This is a genomic window from Corallibacter vietnamensis (assembly GCF_039537875.1).
Lineage (GTDB): Bacteria > Bacteroidota > Bacteroidia > Flavobacteriales > Flavobacteriaceae > Corallibacter > Corallibacter vietnamensis.
Map to the genome: position 1 here is coordinate 1 of NZ_BAABBI010000004.1, position 24564 is coordinate 24564.

Below are 24564 nucleotides of genomic sequence, written 5' to 3' on the forward strand. Positions count from 1 at the left end.
GCATTGGGCTTTCTTCTACATAATTATGCGATTCTCTTGACAGGAAAACCGAAAGCTTTAGAGAGTAATTACCTGTGTTTTCAAAACAGTAAAAATAGTCTGCTGTTACTAAATGGGTTTTACTCCATTTTATAAGCTCGTGATAACCGCTTTCATCATTAGAGAACACTGCATGTTGCTTACTGTGATAGATAGTTGCATCTAGGGTGTTTTTTGATACATCAATACCTATTACTTCTTTTACTTTTTTCATATATTTAAAAAATTAATGTTTATTGATGGTTTGCAACTATATCCTTTAATGAGCCTTATGGGCTAGGTATTCCAAGTAGTTCAACAAAGCATCGTACAAGAGACAGAGAGGACTAACACGTGTAAGAGGTAATCCCTAGAGACCGTTATAGTTCTCCTCTCTTCTCTTGATAAATTTAATAACATCAAAGTAAAGGAGACCGTTGTGGTTAATTTTGACCATACCAACAAACATTTTTTTTAACTTTAAGCAACGGTAAACCATGAAACAAAAACGACTGACAAACTATCTAAAACTAGGAATTCTGCTCTTTGGTTTTTCCTTATTATCTAACAGTTGTCAAAAAGACGACGGCCAATTCCAAACAACAAAAGAAATACAAACTGACTCTAATATTAAGATTTCTACTTTAAGAACAACTGAAATTGAACAAAATAAACGTTTAATTAATAAAATTAGCAAACTTAAAACAGACATTAAAGCCAAAAGCAGTAATTCATCAAACAATCGTGATGTATATAATTCAGAATATGACTTTACCATAAATACAGATTATGCTAAACATATTGATAATGGTATAAACCACACATATACATTTCCTATTTACAGAGCACAAGATAATGGCTTACTAGAAAATTTACTTTTGGTAGAACAAAATGATGATACGTTTAAAGCATACATTGTTCAATACGAATTTACAGAAGCAGAAATAACTGCTATAAATTTTAAAGAAAAAATTAATCTTGAAAACAAAGTAACTTTTATTGAAATTGATGATAATGGATTATCTGATGATATTTTTGGAAAGTACTATTACAACGGAAACTGCTACGAGGACAACTATGTTTATCAACAAGCAAGCAATTGCACCGCTGGAGGAAATCACTCTTTTTCAGATGGTGCGTATAGCGAAGATAATCCTAGTGGTTGTAAAGCTTGGGGAACCATAAATATGGCAACAACAGGTGGCTATGTAAACATACCAACATTGGTACCCTGTGATGGAGGTGGTGGAAGCCCTAGTAATGGAGGAAACCCACCAGATTACAATCCTACAAACCCTAACAATAACCCTCACGGTGGCGGAGGCTCTGGAAACCCAACTACTCCTATTACTTGTAAAAGATGTCCAGAATTGGATACAGATCCTGTTGGTACAACTCAAGATGAGTGTGATAAAATAACACAGCTTTTTCAAGATTATCCTACTTTAGTTGCTGCACTTCAAACAAATAAAGGACAGACGGACCTATTACAAGAACGTGGTGTTTATGTAGTAAACACAGCTACTATTCCACAAAACCCTCCAATTGGTCAGAATGGACAAGTAGAATTGGATGCTCCAAATGGACAATATATTTGTTTTTCACATACCCATAATAGTCCCGCCAACACAACTTACTCTGTCCCATCTTGGGGTGATTTTGTTGATGCCATAGTACCTTTGGTCAAATCTAATAAGTTAGACGAGACTAGATTTGTAGGTTTTCTTTTTACAGCAGATGGAACAAGCTATGCCTATACAATTAATAACATTACTGCATTTAATCAATTTTGGTCTCTTCCTGGAGAACCTGAATTTAGTATGGAACAATTAAACAAAAGGATAAAGCTAATGAAAGATTATTATGCGCCAAATGATCCAAGTGCGCAACCTTTAATACAAGAAAATAGTAACGATAATATAACAGACCTAAAACATTTTTTAGATTTTATTAATGATAATAATATGGGAGTTACTTTTTTTGAGGAAAGCAATAACTTCACAACATTTGAACAACTAACACATAATAAAACAACTAATATGGTAGATAATACGCCATGTAACTAAATATGAAAATTATGAAAACATTTATAATAACAATGCTGATAGCACTATCTTTTTTTAATTGTAAGGCACAAACTGTAAATTTAAGTACATATAACCCAAGCGCAAATGATAAGTCTGGAAAATATTATAAAGATATTGATGGAAATTTTGACCCATTTTTAGGTGTTTGGAAAAATACAACAGGCTCAACAACTTTTAAAGTTGAATTATTTAAAGAAGTTATACCTCAAGGTGACTCTCCATTTGATTATTCTTACGATACTATCCAAGGAAAATATTATTTAATAGAAAATGAAGGTTTAATAGATGAAAATATTATCTGTATTGGAGAAAATATGGTTAAAGTAGGATATGTTATCATAGCAAAAAGTAATGATGGAGTATCAATGAATGGAGTAATATACGACACTTGTATTCCAGATGATCTAAATTCAACATTTGGGGAACTAAAAATGGATATTACAGCTACAAATACAGCACATTGGACTATTACAAGAAAAGGCATGAAATTGGTAGGAATGAATTATGTTATACCAACAAATATTATTTTAACTAAACAATAAAAAAACTAACCACAACAAAGTACTGTGGTAAAAAACAGCGGTTAAGGGCTAAACAAAAAGTTTGGTTCTTTTCTGCTATCTTTGTATTCTAAACCGAAAGTTAACACATATAAATCTACTACTTTTCATATACAAGACCGTTACCACACATTTGAGAAATGACGCAAAAACAACGAAAAATCTTCTATCCAACAATATTCTTTCTTGGTGCGATTTTAATGATTTTCCAAATAAAAATATATCGGAATACAATAATTGATTTGATAATTCCAATTGGGATTATAATGGTAATCGGAATTATAGCCTTCATTCTTGATTTTAAAAACTATAAAAAAACTTATGCCTATAGTGGAATTGGACTTTATCTATATTCGATTATGCATTATATAATCGGATTTGGATTTATTGTTTGTTCAATCTTTATGCTAACTAATTATTACTTTGCTGACCAAAATGTAAAAACAGAATCTTATAAAATTATTGACAGAACTTGGCTTCCTGAAAGAGTTGGAAAAACAGGTTCTGAAAAACAACCAGTTTTCACAATAAAATATAAAGGAAAAAGAAAAGAATTAGTTTTCTATTCTCAATTCTATGAGAAAATGAATTCATATAACACTGTTGAATTTGAAACACGTAAAGGTTTTTTCGGATTTGACATTTTAGAAAATAAAAAACTGAATTAAAAACAACAACGTAATAAAAACGTGTGGTAACAAAGTACTGTGGTAAAAAACAAGTAAAAATCTATTAATTTTTCGCTAAAGTACTTTTATAAGCATCATCATATATCAATCCTGATTTTGCTAATGAGAGCCTACTTACAAAAATTTACTAACGTACAGTTCGCACTTCGTGCTTGTGTCTCGCGGAATATTCTATTGGGTTTTTATTTGCTAATTTAGTTGCTGAAACACGCAACGAAATCATACACAAACACCTTGTAAACAATTAAACGGAACAGTTCTTGAAAACAAGATATTGATTATAAATTAAGATATTATGAAAAACTTCCTATTTATTTTAACTACTCTAATTTTATTAAGTTGTGGTAACAAAACGAATAAAGAAAATCATTCCATTATCGGAATGAAATTTCAAAAGTTCAATGAAATAGAAAGAATTTCAGATTATACAAAAATAAGTGATACTACCATTTACGGAAATAACTCGGAACCAAAACACGGAATTCTTCATTTAAGAGACAAAAAAAACAACCTGATTATTTTAAAAGCATAACTCTTGACTCTAAAAAAGAAAATAGATTATTTAAAATATTGGATACTTTAATAATACCAAATTTGAATAAACCTGAATTAATCACAATTGGATATTGTCAAATAAATCAAAATAATGACGAAAATCTTATCGCAATTGTTGACAAAACCGATAGCTTAAAAATTCAAAATATTAGAAAAGTCTGGACTGCAAATACAATAACTAATAAAATAGAAGCTGTAAATAACCTAAACGGAATTAATTGTTTCAATGAATGGTTTTCGGAATAATAACTGTTTACAACACCGGCTATAGTTCATTGCTTCTGACTTTCCTCTCGGAAAGTCCTCGCAAATTTGCTATCATCGGTTTACGGCGGAAAATTTACTAACGTACAGTTCGCACTTCGTGCTCGTGTCTCGCGGAATATTCTATTCGGTTTTTATTTACTAAATTACGTGCTTAAACCACGCAACGAAATCATACACAAACACGTTGTAAAACATTTACGGAAAAGAGTAAATTACGGAAAACCTTAATATAATTAATTATTAAAACTCGAACTTCGTAAATTAAAAATGTAAAATCGTTCAAATGAAAAAATCAATATTACTTTTAATTGGAATAATTACTTTTTCCTGTTCATCTGATGATGATGAAGGATGTAAGTGCGAAGGTAAATTCACGAGAGCTAATAATAATGGAACATATTTTTATGTTAATGGTGTTGATTGTGATACTGGACAACCTGCTTTAGACCAACAAAACTCTGGAGAAATCGGACAAACAAACCCAGCTTTTTATGTTGGTTGTAATGATTAAACATTATGTGGGTAAACGGATTTATTAAATGGAAAACTAATGACTTAATTCCTCATAAGTTTCTTTTCAAATATGGAAAAATTCAAGAAGTGGAAAATGAAAATTTTAAAGGAATCCAAGCTTTTACAAATAATTCAAAATTAGCTGATGATATTAAGATATTTAAAACCTATAAAAGAGACATTACAAATAATCATTCAAAATACTTTATTAAAAAATCAATAGACAAAGAAGTATTTTTAATATTTTTAAAACTAAACACTGTTCAATATTGGCGCTTAAAATGGCAAATGAAAGAATGGTTAATTCAGTCTAAAGATTTTAAATTGGAAATTCTAAAATATTTAACAACTGCATTAATTGCTTATCTAATAGGTAAGTTTTTATAAAAGATAAAAAATGAGACACATAAAAAAACTAACTATACTGTTAATATTAATACTTAATTCTTGCTCTAACAATGATGATTCTGAATCTGAATTAACCGGTCCAATAAGACTTAAAAGTGTTGTGATAACCTCAACTGATATGAACAATTCTGTAAATGTAAGAACAAGAAACTTCTTTTATAATACAGATGGAAAATTAGACAAAATTGAAACAATTGATAACTCTCAAAACATATCATATATTAATTACAATTACAGCAACGGAAAGTTAACTTCTTTGACTCGTACAGACGGCTCATTTATTGAAACTTACTCATATACTAATGAGTTAATCACTTCAAGTGACACATACAATTCAAGTGGAAATATTGCATTTACTAAAGTATATGAATATGATTCAAATGGTCGTGTTACTCAAAGTGACACAGGTGTTGGTAGTCCGATACTTTTCACATACTCTGGAAACAATGTAATTACAATTGGCTCTGAATTTGGAACTACTTTTTATTATGAATATGACACAAAAGAAAATCCAGATAAGACTGTCTATCCAATAGAATTACAAAAAATAGATTTAATTGGTAGTAATAATGTAATTACTATAAGTAATTCAAGTAGCAGTAGTACATCAAATACAACATATAATTATAATTCTCTTAACTATCCGACAACATCAAATACCAATAATGGAAGTGTCGTCGTTGATTATGAATATGAGGAATATTAATTAAACCCTTAAATTAAGAGAAATGAATAAATAAAAAACGTTTTACAACAATAGCTATAAGTAATTGCTTGTTCTCGCCTACTTCTGACACGAGCACAAAGTGCGAACTGGCGAAGCAAAATTTACTAACGTACAGTTCGCACTTCGTACTCGTGTCTCGCGGATTTTCAGTTTGGTATGTACTTGCAAAAGTAACCGCTAAACCACGCAACTACTCATAGCCGGAGACGTGAGGCACAAACTAATGAACAACCGAATATCAATTGAAAATACGCCAGAATTTATACTTCCGAAAAAAAATGAGGTATTAAGGATTAATGAAAATATAATTTCACAAATCGACTTATTGGAAGAATTAATTGATAGAAATGGAGATGTTAAAGTTCTAACAAAAGAGGATAGTGAAATCGACGGACAAGATTTTTATCACGATTTTGTTTATTTCGTGCTAACAAAAACTAGTAAAACTTTAAGAGCTTCTATTTTATTAGCTGAAAATATCTTCCCTGAAGATTCTCAAATTTTATTACGTTCGGTGTATGAAAACTATTTGACATTAAGCCATCTTTCAAAAAATATGGGAGATTTAGATTTTTTTATGGGAAAAACTGTTGGACTTGCTGCTGGATTGCTTACTCATCCACTATCAAAGAACAATAAAATCCAAAGAAACAAAATTCTGAATCCTGAAACAGGAGAAATTAGTGAGTTTGGAATTTCTATAAGCAAAATGGCTGGAAATTTAAGTTCGCAAGAAGAAAAAGAAATTCATAAAGAACTTTATCCATATTTGTGTGAACTAACCCACTTAAATATGATTTCATCAGGCAACTATCGAAACAAAGATTGCACTGAATACACTTATGACTCTTACGATTCATATCACAATCCATATATATTTTTGCCATATGTATTGATAATATTTTGTGATTTTTTGACTTGCGAAATTGGAATGAATGATGAAAAAATGTCTAAAAAAATCTATAAGCAAAACAAGGTTACCAAATTAGAATATATAAAGTTTGTTTCAGATTTTGACTTTTACAAAGCAGAAACCAAACTGACTGAATTAATAGTTAATAGGCTTAAGGAAAAGAAAATCAGAAAAAAAGTCAGTGCCTAACAAAGTACTGTGGTAAAAAACAAGTAAAAATCTATTAATTTTTCGCTAAAGTACTTTTATAAGCATCATCATATATCAATCCTGATTTTGCTAATGAGAGCCTACTTACAAAAATTTACTAACGTATAGTTCGCACTTCGTGCTCGTGTCTATTCGGTTTTTATTTACTAAATTACGTGCTTAAACCACGCAACGAAACCATAGCCAAGACCGTTGTAAAACATTTAACCCAAACCGATAATGGGATTAGATTCAGTAGAATTAGTGATGTCAATTGAGGACAAATTTGGAATACGAATTGAGAATTCTGAAGCGGAAAACATTTATACGGTTCAGGATTTCGCGGATATTGTTTTCAGCAGAATTTTAAAAAACCCGACGGATAAATGTTTGAGTCAAATAGTATTTTATAAAATCAGAAAAGCGTTAAGGAGTTTGACTTCAGCCGAAAAGGAAATAAGACCTAATATGATGATATCGGAATTGTTTTCACAATCGGAATTGAAAGAAAAGTGGAGTCAATTAAGAACGGAAGTTGGACTTGAATTACCTGATTTAGTAGGGTTGGATTTTAATCCAGAATTAGGTACTCACGTCAAAATTTTCGGAATAAAAACTATCAAACGGACAACACCTGTTTCAAAAGGAACATTAAGACAATTGGTTGATTGGACAATATCTTTAAACAGAGACAAACTAATTGACATTGAAAAAATATCAAGCAAATATGAAGTTGAGCGAATTATAATCGGGATTATAAACAAAAATATGGGAATACCGATTAGCGAAATAAAAATGGAACACTCAATAACAAATGATTTAGGAATTGACTAAAAAACGTTTACAACAATGGCTATAAGTAATGGCGCTGTTCTCTCCTATTTCTGATACGAGCAAAGCGAACTGGCGAAGCAATCCACTCGGAATTGCTAAGGCTAGTGCTTAACCAAAAATTATTAACTTGAAGACCGTTATAGTTCTCCTCTCTTCTCTTGATAAATTTAATAACATCAAAGTAAAGGAGACCATTGTGCTCAAATTGAGAAAATGAGATACGTATTAATAATTTTGACTCTGATTTTGACTTTTTCTTGTAAAGTCAAAGCTCAAGAAACGGACTTAAAAATAGTCTGTAACAAATCGACTAAAAAAGACCCTGAACATCAAGATGACATCATTCTGAAAACTTGTGAATTTAAAAATCACTTATTCAAATCAACTGGAATTGCTGATTATAAAGGAAGATATTCATACAACTATGAGCTGTTTCTGATTGACAAAAAGGATACTTTAAAAGTAAAAAACTCTGACTTTTTTAATCAAAAGGCAATCGAATTGGAAAAATTAATAAATGAAAAACTCAAAACTGAATACGAATCAAATTCCAAAATTCCTGAAATCAGCGACTGTATGAAATGGATTGACTTTAGACATTATAAATTAAACGAATTTGGAATTTCATTTACGAACAAAAACCAAATGGAATTTAACATTGATTACGGAATTGGAAGTGCGTGTTTTAATGTAAGTTCGAGTTCAGTAGTTATGGAATTGACAGAAATAGAACAATATTTAAAATAAAACCAGCGCACAACACCGGCTATAGATCATTGCTTCTGACTTTCCTAATCGGAAAGTCCTCGCAAATTTGCTATCATCGGTTTACGGCGGAAAATTTACTAACGTACAGTTCGCACTTCATGCTCGTGTCAGCTTTGTGTGTACTTGTAAAGTTAAGTGCAAAACCACGCCACAAACCTTATATAAAACCGTTGTCAACAAGCTGAAAAACAGAATGAACAAACTAAAAACAGGCGAATTTTACGGAAAGCATTATCAAAGGGCAGCTTTTGACAACCTAATAATTACTGACACAGAATATACTCACAGTAAAGTTGATTGGCATTATCACGAAAATCCGTATTTCACGTATTTACTTCAAGGTAAATTATTTGAATCTAATAAAATAGAATCCTACTATTTAGAACCAGGAGATCTATTATTTCATAATTGGCAAGACGCGCATTACAATATTAAACCACCTGAATTTACAAGAGGCTTTCATATTGAACTGAATCAAGAATGGTTTTTAAATTTTGATATTCAAATAACAGATTTTGAAGGAAGTATCAATTTAAAGAATCCAATAATAAAGAACTTAATGAATCATATATTTGTTGAGACCAAAATTAACGACCAGTATTCAAGTTTAAGCATTGAGAGTAATTTGATTGATATATTTAATACAATAAAAGAGGCAAAAAAAGAAAAATCAAAAAAGCCAATTTGGGTAAACAAGTTAAAAGCGTTATTGATTGAGGAAAAAATGGATTACTCTTTAAAAAGTTTAAGTTCAAAATTAGGAGTTCATCCAGTTCATTTGTCAAGAGAGTTTAACCGATATTTTGGAACAAGTCTTGGCAATTACATTCGATTGATAAAATTAAACAAAGCGCTTTGCTTACTTACTTCGAATAAATATTCAATGACGGAAATTTGTTATCAATGTGGTTTTTATGACCAAAGTCATTTCATTACAAACTTTAAGCGAATCTACAAGACGACACCTTCAAAATTATTGAAGAACATTTTGCAATGTTAATTCTATACAATTATGAGCAGTTTTTTAATCTCATCTTTGCAATTCATAACAAATCAATCTAAAAATGAGAATTAAAAACATAATCGTATTACTTATTGTTCTTTTTTCATTTTCAACCTATGCTCAAGATATGGCAGAATATACAAGTGGTTGGGAAAGTAAAATTGAAAATTCAAAAGTATTCAATCTAAAAGTTGAAATAGAAAATTTAGGACTTGAAAAAGCTAGATTCAAAATCTCGAATAACAAAAATATAATTGACTTTCACTTTAATTCTAAAAGCACTTTAATACTAGAAATACCTTTTGCTGAAAATTATTCTTTTAAAGGTCACTTATCTAAAAACGGTAATGAAATTAATGGTTTTATCAAGTCAGGTATGCTTCTGTATCACTTAAAACTCAAAAGATCAACAAATAACATCTATACAGGAATTTGGAATCTACTCATGATAGATGAGATGAAATCACGTGATTTTTATTTAAGTGTTGAAAATGGAAAGGGAAACGACTATCAAGCTTACCCAATATTTGGTGATAATCGATTTACAGGAACTTGGTGCGACAATTTTCTAAAAGAAAATGATTTGATTTCGTTTACTGATTTTAAAACTGGATTGCAGTTTAAAGGAAAATTAATGACGGATAAAATTCAATTAGGCATCTATTTGGGCAAATATAAAATTACACAAGTAACACTAAAAAAGTCAACAAACGATTGGCAAATTGGTGGATTAAAAAGTGATAATAATACATCTATCATTGAACTTTCCGAAATGGAAAGACTTATTTTAAAAGATTCATTACCTAGCACACATGCTGTTTTAATTTCTAAAAAAGGAAAAGTAGTTTATGAAAACTATTTTGATGGCTATAATCCCAACATTCCACACGATATGAAATCAGCATCAAAAAGTATTTCATCTGCAATAGTTGGTATTGCAAGGGATAAATCTTTATTTAATAGTGTTGAGCAATCCATTTTTGATTTTTTACCTAAAAAATACCAAACACATAAAGACAGTTTAAAATCAAAAATTGATATTCAGAGTCTTTTAACAATGAGTTCAGGATTAGATGCAGACGATTATACAAGAGAAAGAAACTCATCTGCATCAGAGAACAATTACCAACCCACCAGAGATTGGACAGAAACGGTTTTAAAAGCGGAAATGATTAACCAACCCAATACAGAGGCTAATTATGGGTCTGCTAATTCATATTTGCTAGGTATTGCCATGGATTCTGTTGTTTCAGAACCTTTGGAATTGTTTATGGATAAATACCTTTTTCAAGAACTTGAAATATCAAATTATATCATTCAAACAGATTTAAAAGGCATTCCATATTTTGGTGGGGGAATGTACCTCACGCCAAGAGATATGCTAAAATTTGGTGAACTATATCTTAATAAAGGAAAATGGAAAGAGAAACGGATTCTATCAAAAAAATGGGTTAAAGATTCATTTAAAAATTATTATAATTTAGAGAATGTACCTGATAAAAATGGATATGGTTATTTATGGTGGCGCAATACATATAAAGTTAACGGAAAAGATATTGAAACTGTTGAAGCTAGAGGCGCTGGCGGACAATATATTTTTGTAATTCCTTGTTTAAAAACAGTTGTTGTAATTACATCTGGAAATTATAGAAACAGAAAAACACAACAGCCCGAATTGATTTTTGAAAAATACATTTTGCCTTACCTTAAAAAATGAAAAAAGCCTGTAGCCAAAAACGTATATAATTCATTGCAAGTATAAATCTACTTCTGACACGAGCAAAGCGAACTGGCGAAGCAAAATTTACTAACGTACAGTTCGCACTTCGTACTCGTGTCAGCTTTGTGTGTACTTGCAAAGTTAAGTGCAAAACCACGCTACTACTCATAGTCGAGACCGTATGAAAAACACACCCGATTAACAAAATTGGAGAAAATTTAAATTTTAGTTAATGCTATTTTTATTCCCATAACTATAAAAACCAAACCACTCAATTTATTTAACCAACGTCCTGATTTAGGATTACTTTTTAACTTTTGACTGAAAACACTTGCGAATAATGTCAAAATCAAAAACCATACAATACCGATTAAGGCATAAATTGTTCCTAATAATAGAAACGGAATAGGATTATTCATTTGATTTACATTAATAAATTGAGGAAAAAAAGCTAAAAAGAATAATGCAACTTTCGGATTTGAAGCATTAGTTAAAAATCCAGTCCAAAAATCATTTTTTGAATTGTTGTTTAACTGTTTATTATCAGCAGAAAAAAACTCTTCTCTATTCTTTACTTTTAAAAAACCTAAATAAATCAGATATCCTGCGCCAAGAAATTTGATTAAAGTAAATGCAAAAGTAGATTTTACAATAAGAACAGAAAAACCTAATGCTGCAAAAAATGCATGCACCAAAACACCTGTATTTATACCTAATGTAGCGTAAACACCTGACTTTCTTCCTTGACCTATTGACTTATTTAAAACAAAAACTGTGTCAATTCCTGGAGTCATAATAAAAAACAAAGCCGTTACTATAAATGTCATTAAATTTTCAATTCCCATTGTGTTTAATTTTTTAGTTTCAATAAAATATTTTCAGCTAAGAAACGGTTTTGATATACTCTAAAAAATACATATTTTTGATTAATTAATGCAAAAACAGCATTATTTATGACTGTTCAACAAATAAAATATTTTTTAGTACTTGCCAAAGAACTTCATTTCTGGAATACGGCAGAGAAAGTTTTTATATCGCAATCTTCATTGAGCAGACAAATCCAAGCTTTGGAAGATGAACTACAAATTCAACTTTTTGAACGGGACAAAAGAAATGTTAAGCTTACAAATGCGGGTAAATTTCTTCAAGAACATTGGACAAAGAAAATTAACGAGTTTGATCAAATAATAAGACAGGCAAAAAAAATTGATGAAGGAAAAGCAGGAACTATTTCAATAACGTATCCGGGTTCTATCGCTTATGAGTTTTTACCAAAATTGCTGGAGGCTTTAAACAACAATCTACCCGAGTTAAAAATAGAATTAACGGAACCAACAGACGAAAACCACGAAAAGCTTTTATTAAACTTTAAAACCGACATAGCATTTAGTAGAGATAAAATCAAAAATATAAATATTGACTCTCAAAAACTTTATTCTGAACCAATTTGCTTGGTTGTCCCTAAAAACCATAGGCTAAACAAAGGTAATATGACTAGATTGGATAACGAAAAGTTTATTATTTCGGGTTTACACCAAACGACTTTTTTTGCTTCATTATTAAGGTCGTGGTTTTCAAAAAATAAAATTGAACCCAAAACCATAATTGAATCGGATTTTGGAGGAATGATAATAAACCTCGTTTCTAAAGGACTTGGGATTTCAATTTTACCATTGTCATTTAAATCGGCACAGGTAGAAAATGTTGAGTTTATAGAATTAGAGGAAACAATAGACTTATACATAAACTGGCGAAAAAAGGAACTGAACAATACGATAAAAAAAGTAATTGAACTTGCTAAAAATGTTGTAAAAAAATGACAATAGAGAGAGCTACACGAACAGATTCGAAGACGTTAACGGAATTGACAATGCGTTCAAAATCTCATTGGGATTATAGTATGCAACAAATCGAAAAATGGAGAGATGATTTAACGATATCTAAAGATTATATTACTGAAAAAGAAGTGTATAAATTAATTGATTCTGAAAATAAAATAATTGGATATTATTCATATTTCTTAATCAATGAAGTAAAAGTAAAATTGGAGAACCTATTTGTTGAGCCGAAGTTTATTGGATGTGGATATGGCAAAATGCTAATGAATGATTTTATTGAACGGATTAGAAAAACAAGAACCGAAAAAATCATATTAGATTCTGACCCAAATGCAGAAAATTTCTATAAAAAAATAGGGTTTAAAGTAATTGGAAAGCTAGAAACATCAATTAAGAATAGATTTTTACCGATTATGGAACTAAAAATAAAGCCAGTAGCCAGCAAAGACTATAAGTAGTCGCTTCTTCTCGCCTACTTTTTAAAAATTGGCAATGCTGAAGAAGCTACAATTTTTTTTGTGCTTAAAGTAAAATGATTTTATTTGCTTAACGCAATTTAATGCCTAAATTACGTAACAAATGGTATATGCCTTGACTGGAATTTAACAAAACCAAAACATATGAAACTAATACTGTCTTTTTTTTGCTTAATGCTATTTCATATTGGGTTTTCTCAACAAAAGAAAATCAAGTATCTGAATGAAGTTTATGAAGAAATAAACCCTAAAGAGTTTATAAAGGCAAAAAAAACAGGAAAATACCTTGATTTATATTTTGAGAATGACACATTAATTCAATGTTTATTGGTTAGAAGAAGACCAATTGGAAAATTAAATAAAAATCAGTTTGAGAAACTAAAAGAAAACTTACAAATTAAAAACACCATTGAAGATGATTTAGTTGTGATAATATACTATCCTGGAAAAGACAGTTGTAATGAGGCAGAAAAATATTCTACATGGAATGTTTTTGACAGTGATTATTTGAAAAAACTAAAAAAAATTAGTGGTATAAATCATCATTGGATTTATAAAGATGATGAAAACCTAAAATATTATTACAAAAGAAAGATAGGTTGGAAAAAGGATAAAAATCAATTTATTGAAAAATTATTCTTCAAGTATCACTACCCTTGCTTTAGTTTTGTAGTTATAGATTCAAAAGGAAACTATATGGCTTATTATGGAGAATTTGGTAAGCAAACTGTTTGGGAGCTTGCAAAAACACTAAAAAAAGCGTATTGACAAATTCTTATATCCTAGTATATCATCACAATAAACAGTAATTTTTTTTAGTTTTAATTTTCTATGAGAAACTATTTAGTTCAGTTACTAAAGTTTACTATAATTCCAATACTTTTTTGTGTGTTAGTTTTTGTGCTATTTATAACAAAAAAAGAAAAACGAAAAGATATATGGCATGACATATCTATTTCAAACAAAATAATTTTAATGGGTGATTCTGAAATAAAACGAATACCACCAAGCGCAATAAGCGATTCTACATATAATTATGCAACAATTGCAGAACACCATTATTTCACCTATTTAAAGCTAAAAAACTTATTATCATATCCTGACAGTAATATAAATACCGTAGTGTTGGGTTTATCGGTTCATAATTTTGCTCCAATATTTGAAAAATATTTTAGTAGTAAAACAGCGCGAGGCAACTCTAGCTTTGAGCGTTATTTATATGACTTACCTTATAAAAATAATGATTTTATCGATTTCTTTTCTTTTCAAAAAAAGTTAGTAAGCTACTTTCCAGACTTATTAAAAGATGATACTGATTGGGGATATGTTGAAAGCTTGAGTGAAAACCCGTCTGACAAAATTGTTGGAGATGCTATTGATCTTCATTATAACCACCCTAATACAACTATGTGTTTATCACAACTAGAGTACCTTGAAAAAATTGTAAATTTATGTACTACAAACAACATAAGGCTGGTTGTTGTTTCTATGCCTGTACATTTTAAGTATAAAATTAATGTTGAAGAAAAATATTATACAATACTTGCTGATTTTATAAAACAAAATCCTGATATAGAGTATCAAAACTATTTACATCTAGATATTGATAGCAAGTATATGGCTGATGGCAATCATTTAAATACAAATGGAGGAATACTAATAGGTAATTATATTAAAGAGCGTTTAAAAGTAAAAACGCGCAATAGTGTATATACAAAATAAACATTAGCACAAGTATAAACGACAAACAAGATTAGAAACACATGCTTTTTAACTCAATAGATTTTGCATTTTTTTTACCAATAGTTTTTATACTCTATTGGTTTGTAGCAAAAAAGAATTTAAGTTTTCAAAACCTACTTATAGTTGTTGCTAGTTATATTTTTTATGGTTGGTGGGATTGGAAGTTTTTATCTCTAATTTTTTTTAGCACCGTTGTTGATTATAGTGTCGGACTAAAGCTTAAAGATGAAGAAAACCCAACCAAAAGAAAAATACTCTTGTGGGTAAGTATTCTGGTTAACCTTGGGTTTCTTGTTTTTTTTAAATATTACAACTTCTTTCTTGACAATTTTGTATCTGCCTTTTCACTATTTGGCACCGAGATAAAAGCTAATTCTTTAAATATTATTTTACCAGTAGGCATCAGCTTTTATACATTTCAAACATTAAGTTATACCATTGATATTTACAGGAGAAAGCTTGAACCCACAAAAGATTTTATAGCCTTTACAGCATTTGTAAGCTTTTTTCCTCAATTAGTTGCAGGACCTATTGAAAGAGCTACAAACTTATTGCCGCAATTTTATAAAAAAAGAACATTTGATTACTCAAAAGCTGTTGATGGCATGCGCCAAATACTTTGGGGACTATTTAAAAAGACCGTTATTGCAGATAATTGTGCTGAATTTGCAAATCAAATTTTTGATAACGCTTCAGATATGAACGGAAGCACGCTTGCATTAGGAGCTTTGTTTTTTTCTTTTCAGATATATGGCGATTTTTCAGGATATTCTGATATTGCTATAGGAACTTCTAGACTCTTTGGGTTTAACTTAAAACAGAATTTTAATTTCCCTTACTTTTCAAGAGATATAGCAGAGTTTTGGAGACGTTGGCATATATCTCTGTCTACATGGTTTAGAGATTATCTTTATATTCCGCTAGGTGGTAGTCGTGGTAGCACCTGGATAAAAATTAGAAATACATTTATAATATTTATTGTAAGTGGTTTTTGGCATGGCGCCAACTGGACTTTTATAGTATGGGGCGCACTTAATGCTATTTACTTTTTACCGCTTTTGCTAACCAATAAAAACAGAAAAAATTTAGACACCGTAGCTAAAGGAAGATTACTGCCTAGTATCAAGGAAGTATTTTTTATGTTACTAACTTTTTTGCTAACCGTTTTTGCTTGGATATTTTTTAGGGCAGAAAATATTGATCATGCTTTAAGGTATATTTCAAAAATGATATCAACATCGCTGTTTGAACTACCCAATTTTATAGGCATGTTTAAAGCTTTAATGCTCATTTTAATAATAGGCGCTTTTGTTATTATTGAATGGTTAGGAAGAGAAAGCAAATATGCCATTGAGCACATTGGCCTAACATGGAAACGCCCTTTTAGGTTTGCTATGTATTATGTAATTATTTATTTAATAGTCACATTCAGTGGCAACCAGCAAACCTTTATTTATTTTCAGTTTTAGAATGTACTTTATATAATATTAAAACTTTCTTTATAGCAATGCGTGAATGCTAATAAAAAACCAACTATCTTAATTTTACAGCCTGCAACAATGGCTATACGTAATGGCTTTGTTCTTGGCTACTTCTGAAAAATTAGCTACGCACAGTTCGTTGCGCTTATGTCTATTCGGTTTTTATTTTCTAAATTACTTATTAAACCGCGCAATAAGTCATACATAAATACCTTGTAGCACAAACGAAATAAATGTTGGGCTTAAATTGAATAATTATGAAAAAAAGATAAAAACGTTAGATAACGTAAAGGCGAAATTGAGTAGTGAACTTCTTTCAATCAAGAACAAGCAGATTTGACTGATGACGAAAAAGTTACCCGAATTTATACAACCAAATAAGATTACACGTATCTTTAGACTATAAAACACTGAATATGGTCTATAAATTAACAGTATATATCATTTTTTAACTTATAGCTATATTTCAGGATGAAATAGTCAAACAAAATTTTAAATATGAAACAAACCTTACTACTGTTATGTATTTTATTCATCAGCTGTAATACAGAAAATAAACAAGATGAGTTAAAACCAGAAAAACCAACAGAACAAAAAAATGATAAAATCAAAGTTTTAAACTTCGGAACATTTCACTTTGGTTATACCCCTGATGCTAACAAAACAGAGTTTGACGAACATAGCGAAAAAGCACAAAAAGAAATTAGAGAAATCTCAAAAATGTTAGCACAGTTTAAGCCTACAATAATATGTATTGAAAACCTACCAAAATTTAATACTGAAATTAATAAAGCCTATCAAGATTTTTTAGACAACCCTTCTACATTAAATACTAATTATGGAGAAAGTAGTATGATTGGTTTTGATGTAGGTAGATTGAGTGGTGTAAAAAAAATATATGGCATAGATAACCATATGGGCTATAATTATAGTGTTGGAGATTTTATAGAAAACAGTCCTGAATATACAAATAGCATCGATTCAAAAACATATTTACAACTAACAAATGAGCCATTTAAAGATTATCCTGAAATGGCTAAACGCGAAAAAAATTATGATAAACTGTCATTACTTGAGAAGTTAAAATTAATTAATGAACCTTTACATCTTGATTATTCAATAAATACCAATGCTGATAAATTACTTTATGTAGGCATAGAAGACGGCTTTGAAGGTGCTGATAATGCAGCTATCTTCTATCATAGAAATATGAAGATATATTCTAACCTAAATAGAATTCCAATGACAAAAAACGACAGGGTATTTATAATTATGGGGACTGCTCATACTGCTTTTTTAAGGGAGTTTATGAGAAGAAGCCCCAAATTTGAAATGGTAAACACATTAGAATATCTAAAATAAAAAACTAGCTACAACACCATATAAAATTAATTGTAAGAGAAAACCATTAATGAAAAAAATAAGCTTTCTTTTTTTAGTTATAATTTCAACTCTAGCATACAGCCAGGAAATAGATACGCTTTCATTCTATTCAAAAGCATTTAAAGAAGAAAGAACTGTTTACATATACAAACCTGAATTTTATAAATACAAATCAGACACTGTTAAGCTTCCTGTAATATATTTGCTTGATGGTCAGAACAAATGGTTTGTTGACCCTGCTATTTCTGATATTCAGTTTCTACGATTTACAAAAGAGATTCCGAGTGCTATTGTCGTTGTCATTCCGTTAAAAAATAGAATAAAAGAATGCGCTCTTGCAGATTTAGAGACCAAACTGCCACTAGACGAATTTATTACCAAAGAGCTAGACGAAGCTTTAAAAAAATATAATCCCAATGACTTTAAAATAAGTATTGGGCACTCTTTTTCAGCGTCATTTTTATTGTATTCATTTTACAAACACCCCGATTATTACACAGCTGTAATTGCAAATTCGCCATTTGATCACATGAAAATGCTTGTTGATGGCTTTGAGCAGGTAAAAACAATCGATAAATCAAAAATTTCAATCGCCATAGGCAGTGTCGAAAAAGATGGTGCGCACAGAAAAAAATATGACCAATTGAAAAATCAATATCCATCATTTTTTAGTTCAATTAATACGTTTGAAGCCAATTATTCTACGCACAATTCAGTACCAATTGCTGCAAACCCAACATTACTGACAAAAGTATTTGCCGATTTTAGAAATCGCTACTCCGAAATTGCAAAAGTAGATATGGCATATAAACTTGTAGCGAATCCCGGTTCAATAGCTGAAGAATTGAATAAAATAGCGCTAGCTTCAAAAGTTGGGAATTATAATTATCCACCTGAAATTTCTGATATAAATGGAATAGCTTCTCGCTATTGGAACAACAAACTTAACGACTATGCTACTAAAGTGTATGAACTTGGGGTTAAATATTATCCCAATTATTATGAGTTTTATGTATCACTCTACGAGTTAACACATGACAAGGACAGCGCTAGTGCAAAAAATCACTTAAATAAAGCACTATTTCTATTAGAAACGGTTGAGGGCAATTGGGCAGGAAAACGTGAGTTAATTGAAGAAATAAAAGTCGAAAAAACAAAAAACGGCTGGTAATAGACCTTTAAAAAAAAATTGATTTAAATACTTAATACAAAAGCAACAGAGATAAATTTATAAGTTAATAACAGTATTTTTCACTCTAAAAATGCTAGACAATAAAGGTTATGCTTTTTCTTTGGGTTTATACATTACAATGATTTGAATAATAATAGCCAGGAAAACAAGCATATAAATTTCTATTTGTGTAAAAAGTTCTACCGTATCAACGGCACGCTTGCTTATAGACATTTGCCTGCTACCTTCGTTGAGTTGAATTTTTGAGAGGTCGTTTAAATTTGCTTTTACACGTTCAAAATGCTTTATTAATTTGGTACTAGAAGCGTTGTTTTCAGAATCAATCAAGCCTTGAATATTGGTTTTATAATCGGTAAAAACTTGCGCTTCTTTTTGTGTTAATTTAGTTTCTTCAAATCTTGATATTAAAGCTTGTAATGACGTATTTACAGCTGCATTTTTCACCTTAAAAAAAGTAGTATCTGCCATAGCTACAGCAAGTTCTTTTTCTTGAACTAGTTTTAGCATGTCAAATATTAAGTCGTTTGCAATGAGTCTGTCTTCGTAAATAGTTACAACCGAATCACGAACACGAACAAAGTTGTTTTTATCAATAAGATTTGTTGTAATGATAAGAACAAAAATCATTAATATACCTAGCACCCACTTTATTTTATTATACAATGTCATACTTACAAGGTTTGAAAAAATTTAATTACGAAGATACAAAAAACCTTGCTTAACAAAATTGATAGTCTTGTAACAGGGATAGTAAAACTTACAAAAAAATCTGTTTGAAAAAGCATACTATGCCGCACTAATTAACAATAGAAAACTGAAGACATTTATGCCATGCTGCTAAATAACGTACCAGAGTGTCATAAAAAAATGGCTTACAGCGCCAGCCAAAACAAATAAATGCCAAATAACATGATTGTAAGGTATGCGTTCTATAGCATAAAACACAATACCTATGGTGTAAAAGAAGCCACCTGCAAACAAATAAAACAATCCGTTTGTACCAAGTATTTGAGCAAGATAAGTATAGTCAAAAACTACTAACCAACCCATTGCTAGATATAATACAACAGAAAATGCTTCGTACTTACCGGTAAAAAATAGTTTTAAAATGAGTCCGAATGCAGCAATAGCCCAAACCGTATAAAACAATACCCAACCGTTGCTTTGCTCTAAAGCTATTAAAGAAACCGGCGTGTAAGTACCAGCTATAAGCAAGTAAATACTTACGTGGTCTAAAATTCTAAAATAATGTTTTTGCTTTTGGTTACTAACGGCGTGATATAATGTAGATGAAAGAAATAAAATGATTATAGTGGCTCCATAAACAGCAACACTAAACACGCTATAAGGTGTTTTGTGTGTGTTATACATAATGAGTAATACCAAAGCTACAACACCAAAAATAGCTCCTATTGCATGAGTTGCTGTGTTAAGCCGTTCTTCAAAAGGTGTTTGAATGCGCATTATTCAGGATTATTACTATTAAGCCACTTATCAGAAAGCTTTAAAAAATCAATATCTAAAGCCGGATCTTGTTTTTCTAATAAGCCGCTTTGAAAATTACGTTGTAAAATATCTTCAATAAGATAGTCTTCTTTATTGTTTTCAGGATCAAAAACCTCTTTTAGCGAAATATCAAACAAGTTTGCTGTGCCATTATACCAAAAAGCACGCCAACCGCTACGCAATTCTTTTATTAAATCGAATGTTGTAATACCTGTTTGTCTATGTACTAATTTTACTAGTATTTGTCCTTCGGTACGTGTTAGTTTTTTAAGTTGTTCAGAGAACTCATCTTCAATATACTCTTGTATAATTTTTGTATATCGCTTTCTGTCGCGTTTACTTGTCATCAAATCCAAACGCTGGTTTAATGATTCTAATCGTTCTGCAGCTAATTTGGCATACGGATATACTTTTATAGTTTTTCGTCTTAAAATAAGATAGCGTTTACGCTCTTCTCTGCTATCAAACTTTAATCTATGTAATACCAAAACCTCATCAAGATCTATAGCTGTATGCGGTATAGAGTCGCCTTCTATGATAATATAAGCGACTTCGGTAGAGTCTTTTATAACAGGTGCCGTTTGGCCAATAGCCAATATGGGTAACAAAAACAATATGTAACGTAATGTATGCATATATAGTAAACGTGCTAAAAACTGTTTTAAATAGACATTTCAAAATTAATAATTTACAAAAGCATTAACCTTAAAATACTATTAATATTATTATTTTAGTGAAAAATTTAAAACATGGCAAAAAAGAGTATACTCAATAAAAAGTCTATGGACTTTTTAGAAACATATTTAAACAATGCAGCTCCAACCGGTTATGAATGGGATGGACAAAAAATATGGATGGATTATTTAAAACCTTATGTAGATGAATTTATTACAGATACATACGGAACCGCTGTTGGTGTAATAAATCCAGAAGCAAAATATAAAGTGGTAATTGAAGGACATGCTGATGAAATTTCGTGGTATGTAAATTATATTACCGATAACGGATTAATTCATGTAATAAGAAATGGTGGTAGTGACCATCAAATAGCACCTAGTAAAATAGTAAATATTCATACTAAAAAAGGGATTGTAAAAGGTGTTTTTGGTTGGCCAGCTATACACACTAGAAACAAAGCTAAAGAGCAAGCTCCTACTCTAGAAAACATTACTATAGATGTTGGTGCGAAAGATAAAGAAGAAGTTGAAAAAATGGGTGTTCATGTTGGTTGCGTGATTACGTATCCTGATGAGTTTCATATTTTAAACGAAGACAAGTTTGTATGTCGTGCATTAGATAACCGTATGGGTGGTTTTATGATTGCTGAAGTAGCGCGTTTGCTTCACGAAAACAAAAAGAAATTGCCTTTTGGACTTTACATAACAAACTCGGTACAAGAGGAAATAGGCTTACGCGGTGCTGAAATGATAACGCAAACCATAAAACCAAATGTAGCCATAGTTACTGATGTAACGCATGACACGACTACGCCTATGATTGATAAAAAGAAAGAAGGTCATTTAGAACTTGGTTTAGGTCCTGTTGTGGCTTATGCACCTGCTGTACAGCAAAAATTACGTGACTTAATTACTGAAACAGCCGAAGAAAAAAATATCCCGTTTCAGCGTTCAGCCTTATCAAGAGCCACAGGAACTGACACAGATGCTTTTGCTTATAGCAATGGTGGTGTTGCCTCTGCATTAATTTCATTACCATTACGATATATGCATACTACGGTAGAAATGGTACATCGTGAAGATGTAGAGAATGTTATAAAATTAATTTACGAATCGTTGCTTAAAATTGAAGATGGCGAGACGTTTTCATATTTTAACTAATAAAAAAGCCTCTTAATAAAAGAGGCTTTTTTTAATTTTTATAATGACTGAAGAACTTATAGATATTGTTAGCGAAAATGGTAAGCCCACAGGAAAAACTGCTTTAAAGTCAGTAATACACCGTGAAGGCCATTATCACAATACAGCGCATATTTGGCTATACACTAATAACCATGAGATTTTATTAGCACAACGCTGTTTTAAAAAAGCTATTTGCCCAGGACTTTGGGATGTTTCAGTTGCTGGACATGTTGATGCTGGAGAAACCATAAAACAAGCTGCCATTCGGGAAATACAAGAAGAAATTAGTCTAAATATTAAACAAGAAGATTTACATCAAATTGGTGTATTTCCGTGTTTTCAAAGCTATGACAATGGTATTATTGATAACGAGTTTCATCATACTTTTATAGCTAAACTTGAAGTTTCTATAGAAGAGTTAAAGCCTCAACCAAATGAGGTTGAAGCCTTAAAACTTGTCCCGATTGATACGTGTTTCTCCCTACTAATTAATAGCTATACTAATAATCATTTTGTTGCATCAAACCGAGCTTATTATGAAATGATTTTTAATTCAATTAAAAAGCACTTAATTTAATAAACATTTACAGCAAAAAACACAATGAACCTTCTCTTATCAGCAATAGCACCTGTTTTTATAATTATCATCTACATTAATGTAAAAGACAAATACGAGAAAGAACCTAAACTTCTACTCTTTTATTGTTTTTTATTCGGTGCTTTTATAAGCATTTTTATTACTACTATTATGTATGTAATATTTGATATGATATTGCCACTAGATAGCGCCAGTGTTTTACAGCAATTTATAAAAGCCTTCTTTGTGGTTGGCTTTACTGAAGAGTTTAGTAAATACATCATTGTCAGGTTTTTTGCCCAACCAAAAAAAGATTTTAACGAACCTTTTGATGGTATTGTTTACGCCGTTATGGTATCCATGGGTTTTGCAGCTACAGAAAATATTATGTATGTATTGCAAGCCGGACAAGGTGGATACCAAGTTGCTTTTTTAAGAGCTTTTACAGCTGTTCCTGCTCATGCTACATTTGCTATTTTAATGGGATATTTCATGGGGAAAGCTAAATTCTCAAATAACAGAATAAAGCTTAATCTAATAGGGCTTTTACTCGCTATATTATTTCATGGTGCTTATGATTTCTTTTTGTTTATAGACTTCATTCCTGGCATTTGGGTTGGCGCATTTGTGTCTCTTGCTATTGGATTAATTTTGGCTAGAAAGGCTATAAAGCGCCATCAAAACAATTCGCATTTTAAATAAACTATATTCACATTTTACGGTATTAAGAAAACGTTTTAGTTTATGTATCTTTACCACTCTAAAACATCATTTCATGAAAACATTTAAAGCATCTGTAAACAATACAGATCATTTTGAAATTTCAAACGAAAACATCCAAAACCTTGATGTCGTTCCTACAAAAGCAAATACATTTCACATTCTAAAAAACAATCAGTCTTTTAATGCTGAAATCATAGAAAAAGATTTCAATAACAAAACCTATGCTGTGAAAGTAAACAACACAGTATATAATGTTGCAATTGCTGATTATTTATATCAACTTATTAAAGACATGGGATTTGAAGTAGGTGCTTCAAAACATGTAAACGATATAAAAGCGCCAATGCCAGGGCTTATCCTAGATATTAGCGTATCACAAGGTCAGGAAGTTAAAGAAAATGACACATTGCTTATCCTTGAAGCTATGAAGATGGAAAACGTATTAACATCTCCACGTGATGGTGTTATAAAAACCATTTCCGTAGCAAAAGGCGATGCTGTTGATAAAAACCAACTATTAATAGAATTTGAATAA

Annotated in this window: 28 protein-coding genes and 1 pseudogene; 24 read left to right on the top strand and 5 right to left on the bottom strand. The window is 30.6% G+C overall.

Annotated elements, in window-relative coordinates; all coding sequences use genetic code 11:
• Window positions 1-253 (bottom strand): annotated as a pseudogene (locus tag ABD690_RS11505) (IS110 family transposase); the annotation flags it as partial.
• 262 nt (window positions 254-515) lie between these two features.
• Here ABD690_RS11505 and ABD690_RS11510 point away from each other — a divergent pair.
• The 13 genes from ABD690_RS11510 (at window position 516) to ABD690_RS11570 (ending at window position 11248) form a co-directional block, all read left to right on the top strand.
• Entirely contained in the window at window positions 516-2084 is a 1569-nt protein-coding gene (locus tag ABD690_RS11510; protein ID WP_344730720.1) for a hypothetical protein, read from the top strand.
• Window positions 2085-2095: 11 nt separating this feature from the next.
• Window positions 2096-2647 (top strand): DUF6705 family protein, encoded by a 552-nt coding sequence (locus ABD690_RS11515; RefSeq protein WP_344730722.1) that lies wholly within the window; start codon window positions 2096-2098, stop codon window positions 2645-2647.
• A gap of 158 nt (window positions 2648-2805) precedes the next feature.
• Entirely contained in the window at window positions 2806-3333 is a 528-nt protein-coding gene (locus tag ABD690_RS11520) for a hypothetical protein (RefSeq protein WP_344730724.1), read from the top strand.
• A gap of 403 nt (window positions 3334-3736) precedes the next feature.
• Window positions 3737-3886 carry a hypothetical protein gene (locus ABD690_RS11525; RefSeq protein ID WP_344730726.1) on the top strand — a complete coding sequence of 50 codons (150 nt, stop codon included), beginning with the start codon at window positions 3737-3739 and terminating at the stop codon, window positions 3884-3886.
• Window positions 3887-3948: 62 nt separating this feature from the next.
• Window positions 3949-4155: a hypothetical protein gene (locus ABD690_RS11530; RefSeq protein ID WP_344730728.1), complete on the top strand. Its 207-nt coding sequence runs from the start codon at window positions 3949-3951 to the stop codon at window positions 4153-4155.
• Window positions 4156-4459: 304 nt separating this feature from the next.
• Window positions 4460-4687, top strand: a complete 228-nt coding sequence (locus ABD690_RS11535; RefSeq protein WP_344730730.1) for a hypothetical protein — start codon at window positions 4460-4462, stop codon at window positions 4685-4687.
• Between the two features lie 5 nt (window positions 4688-4692).
• The gene (locus ABD690_RS11540; RefSeq protein ID WP_344730732.1) at window positions 4693-5076 is read left to right on the top strand and encodes a hypothetical protein; all 384 of its coding nucleotides are present in this window, start codon (window positions 4693-4695) and stop codon (window positions 5074-5076) included.
• Between the two features lie 10 nt (window positions 5077-5086).
• Window positions 5087-5803, top strand: coding sequence for a hypothetical protein (locus tag ABD690_RS11545; protein WP_344730734.1), 717 nt, complete (start codon window positions 5087-5089; stop codon window positions 5801-5803).
• Window positions 5804-6047: 244 nt separating this feature from the next.
• Window positions 6048-6926 carry a DUF5677 domain-containing protein gene (locus ABD690_RS11550; RefSeq protein WP_344730735.1) on the top strand — a complete coding sequence of 293 codons (879 nt, stop codon included), beginning with the start codon at window positions 6048-6050 and terminating at the stop codon, window positions 6924-6926.
• 240 nt (window positions 6927-7166) lie between these two features.
• On the top strand, window positions 7167-7760 hold the full coding sequence (locus tag ABD690_RS11555) for an acyl carrier protein (RefSeq protein ID WP_344730736.1): 594 nt from the start codon (window positions 7167-7169) through the stop codon (window positions 7758-7760).
• Between the two features lie 213 nt (window positions 7761-7973).
• Window positions 7974-8507, top strand: a complete 534-nt coding sequence (locus tag ABD690_RS11560) for a hypothetical protein (RefSeq protein WP_344730737.1) — start codon at window positions 7974-7976, stop codon at window positions 8505-8507.
• 214 nt (window positions 8508-8721) lie between these two features.
• Window positions 8722-9528, top strand: a complete 807-nt coding sequence (locus ABD690_RS11565; protein WP_344730738.1) for a helix-turn-helix domain-containing protein — start codon at window positions 8722-8724, stop codon at window positions 9526-9528.
• 64 nt (window positions 9529-9592) lie between these two features.
• Window positions 9593-11248 carry a serine hydrolase domain-containing protein gene (locus ABD690_RS11570; RefSeq protein WP_344730739.1) on the top strand — a complete coding sequence of 552 codons (1656 nt, stop codon included), beginning with the start codon at window positions 9593-9595 and terminating at the stop codon, window positions 11246-11248.
• Window positions 11249-11469: 221 nt separating this feature from the next.
• Here the strand turns inward: ABD690_RS11570 and ABD690_RS11575 are convergent, their stop codons facing one another.
• On the bottom strand, window positions 11470-12096 hold the full coding sequence (locus tag ABD690_RS11575; RefSeq protein WP_344730740.1) for a LysE family translocator: 627 nt from the start codon (window positions 12094-12096) through the stop codon (window positions 11470-11472).
• Window positions 12097-12204: 108 nt separating this feature from the next.
• Here ABD690_RS11575 and ABD690_RS11580 point away from each other — a divergent pair, with 108 nt between their 5' ends.
• The 7 genes from ABD690_RS11580 to ABD690_RS11610 all read left to right on the top strand — a co-directional run bounded on the left by ABD690_RS11580 (window position 12205) and on the right by ABD690_RS11610 (window position 19343).
• Window positions 12205-13071, top strand: coding sequence for a LysR family transcriptional regulator (locus ABD690_RS11580; protein ID WP_344730741.1), 867 nt, complete (start codon window positions 12205-12207; stop codon window positions 13069-13071).
• Window positions 13068-13547, top strand: coding sequence for a GNAT family N-acetyltransferase (locus ABD690_RS11585; protein WP_344730742.1), 480 nt, complete (start codon window positions 13068-13070; stop codon window positions 13545-13547). Before ABD690_RS11580 ends, ABD690_RS11585 begins: the two co-directional genes overlap by 4 nt.
• Window positions 13548-13709: 162 nt before the next feature.
• Window positions 13710-14333: a hypothetical protein gene (locus ABD690_RS11590; RefSeq protein ID WP_344730743.1), complete on the top strand. Its 624-nt coding sequence runs from the start codon at window positions 13710-13712 to the stop codon at window positions 14331-14333.
• Window positions 14334-14396: 63 nt separating this feature from the next.
• Window positions 14397-15287 (top strand): hypothetical protein, encoded by an 891-nt coding sequence (locus ABD690_RS11595; RefSeq protein WP_344730744.1) that lies wholly within the window; start codon window positions 14397-14399, stop codon window positions 15285-15287.
• Window positions 15288-15328: 41 nt separating this feature from the next.
• Window positions 15329-16777, top strand: coding sequence for an MBOAT family O-acyltransferase (locus ABD690_RS11600; RefSeq protein WP_344730745.1), 1449 nt, complete (start codon window positions 15329-15331; stop codon window positions 16775-16777).
• A gap of 510 nt (window positions 16778-17287) precedes the next feature.
• Complete coding sequence (locus ABD690_RS11605) at window positions 17288-18151, top strand: DUF5694 domain-containing protein (RefSeq protein WP_344730746.1); 864 nt, start codon at window positions 17288-17290, stop codon at window positions 18149-18151.
• Between the two features lie 49 nt (window positions 18152-18200).
• A complete protein-coding gene (locus ABD690_RS11610) occupies window positions 18201-19343 on the top strand; it encodes an alpha/beta hydrolase-fold protein (RefSeq protein WP_344730747.1) in 1143 nt (380 codons plus the stop codon).
• A 108-nt stretch (window positions 19344-19451) separates the two neighbouring features.
• Here the strand turns inward: ABD690_RS11610 and ABD690_RS11615 are convergent, their stop codons facing one another.
• From ABD690_RS11615 to ABD690_RS11625, 3 genes are all read right to left on the bottom strand, one after another.
• Window positions 19452-20033 (bottom strand): MCP four helix bundle domain-containing protein, encoded by a 582-nt coding sequence (locus ABD690_RS11615; RefSeq protein WP_344730748.1) that lies wholly within the window; start codon window positions 20031-20033, stop codon window positions 19452-19454.
• A 168-nt stretch (window positions 20034-20201) separates the two neighbouring features.
• On the bottom strand, window positions 20202-20828 hold the full coding sequence (trhA, locus tag ABD690_RS11620) for a PAQR family membrane homeostasis protein TrhA (protein ID WP_344730749.1): 627 nt from the start codon (window positions 20826-20828) through the stop codon (window positions 20202-20204).
• Window positions 20828-21505: a DUF4294 domain-containing protein gene (locus ABD690_RS11625; RefSeq protein ID WP_344730750.1), complete on the bottom strand. Its 678-nt coding sequence runs from the start codon at window positions 21503-21505 to the stop codon at window positions 20828-20830. Before ABD690_RS11625 ends, trhA begins: the two co-directional genes overlap by 1 nt.
• Before the next feature lie 114 nt (window positions 21506-21619).
• Between ABD690_RS11625 and ABD690_RS11630 the strand changes: the two genes are divergently transcribed.
• From ABD690_RS11630 to ABD690_RS11645, 4 genes are all read left to right on the top strand, one after another.
• Entirely contained in the window at window positions 21620-22708 is a 1089-nt protein-coding gene (locus tag ABD690_RS11630; protein WP_344730751.1) for a M42 family metallopeptidase, read from the top strand.
• A 43-nt stretch (window positions 22709-22751) separates the two neighbouring features.
• Window positions 22752-23306 (top strand): NUDIX hydrolase, encoded by a 555-nt coding sequence (locus tag ABD690_RS11635; protein ID WP_344730752.1) that lies wholly within the window; start codon window positions 22752-22754, stop codon window positions 23304-23306.
• Window positions 23307-23330: 24 nt separating this feature from the next.
• Window positions 23331-24008, top strand: coding sequence for a PrsW family intramembrane metalloprotease (locus ABD690_RS11640; protein ID WP_344730753.1), 678 nt, complete (start codon window positions 23331-23333; stop codon window positions 24006-24008).
• 73 nt (window positions 24009-24081) lie between these two features.
• Window positions 24082-24564 (top strand): acyl-CoA carboxylase biotin carboxyl carrier protein subunit, encoded by a 483-nt coding sequence (locus ABD690_RS11645; RefSeq protein ID WP_344730754.1) that lies wholly within the window; start codon window positions 24082-24084, stop codon window positions 24562-24564.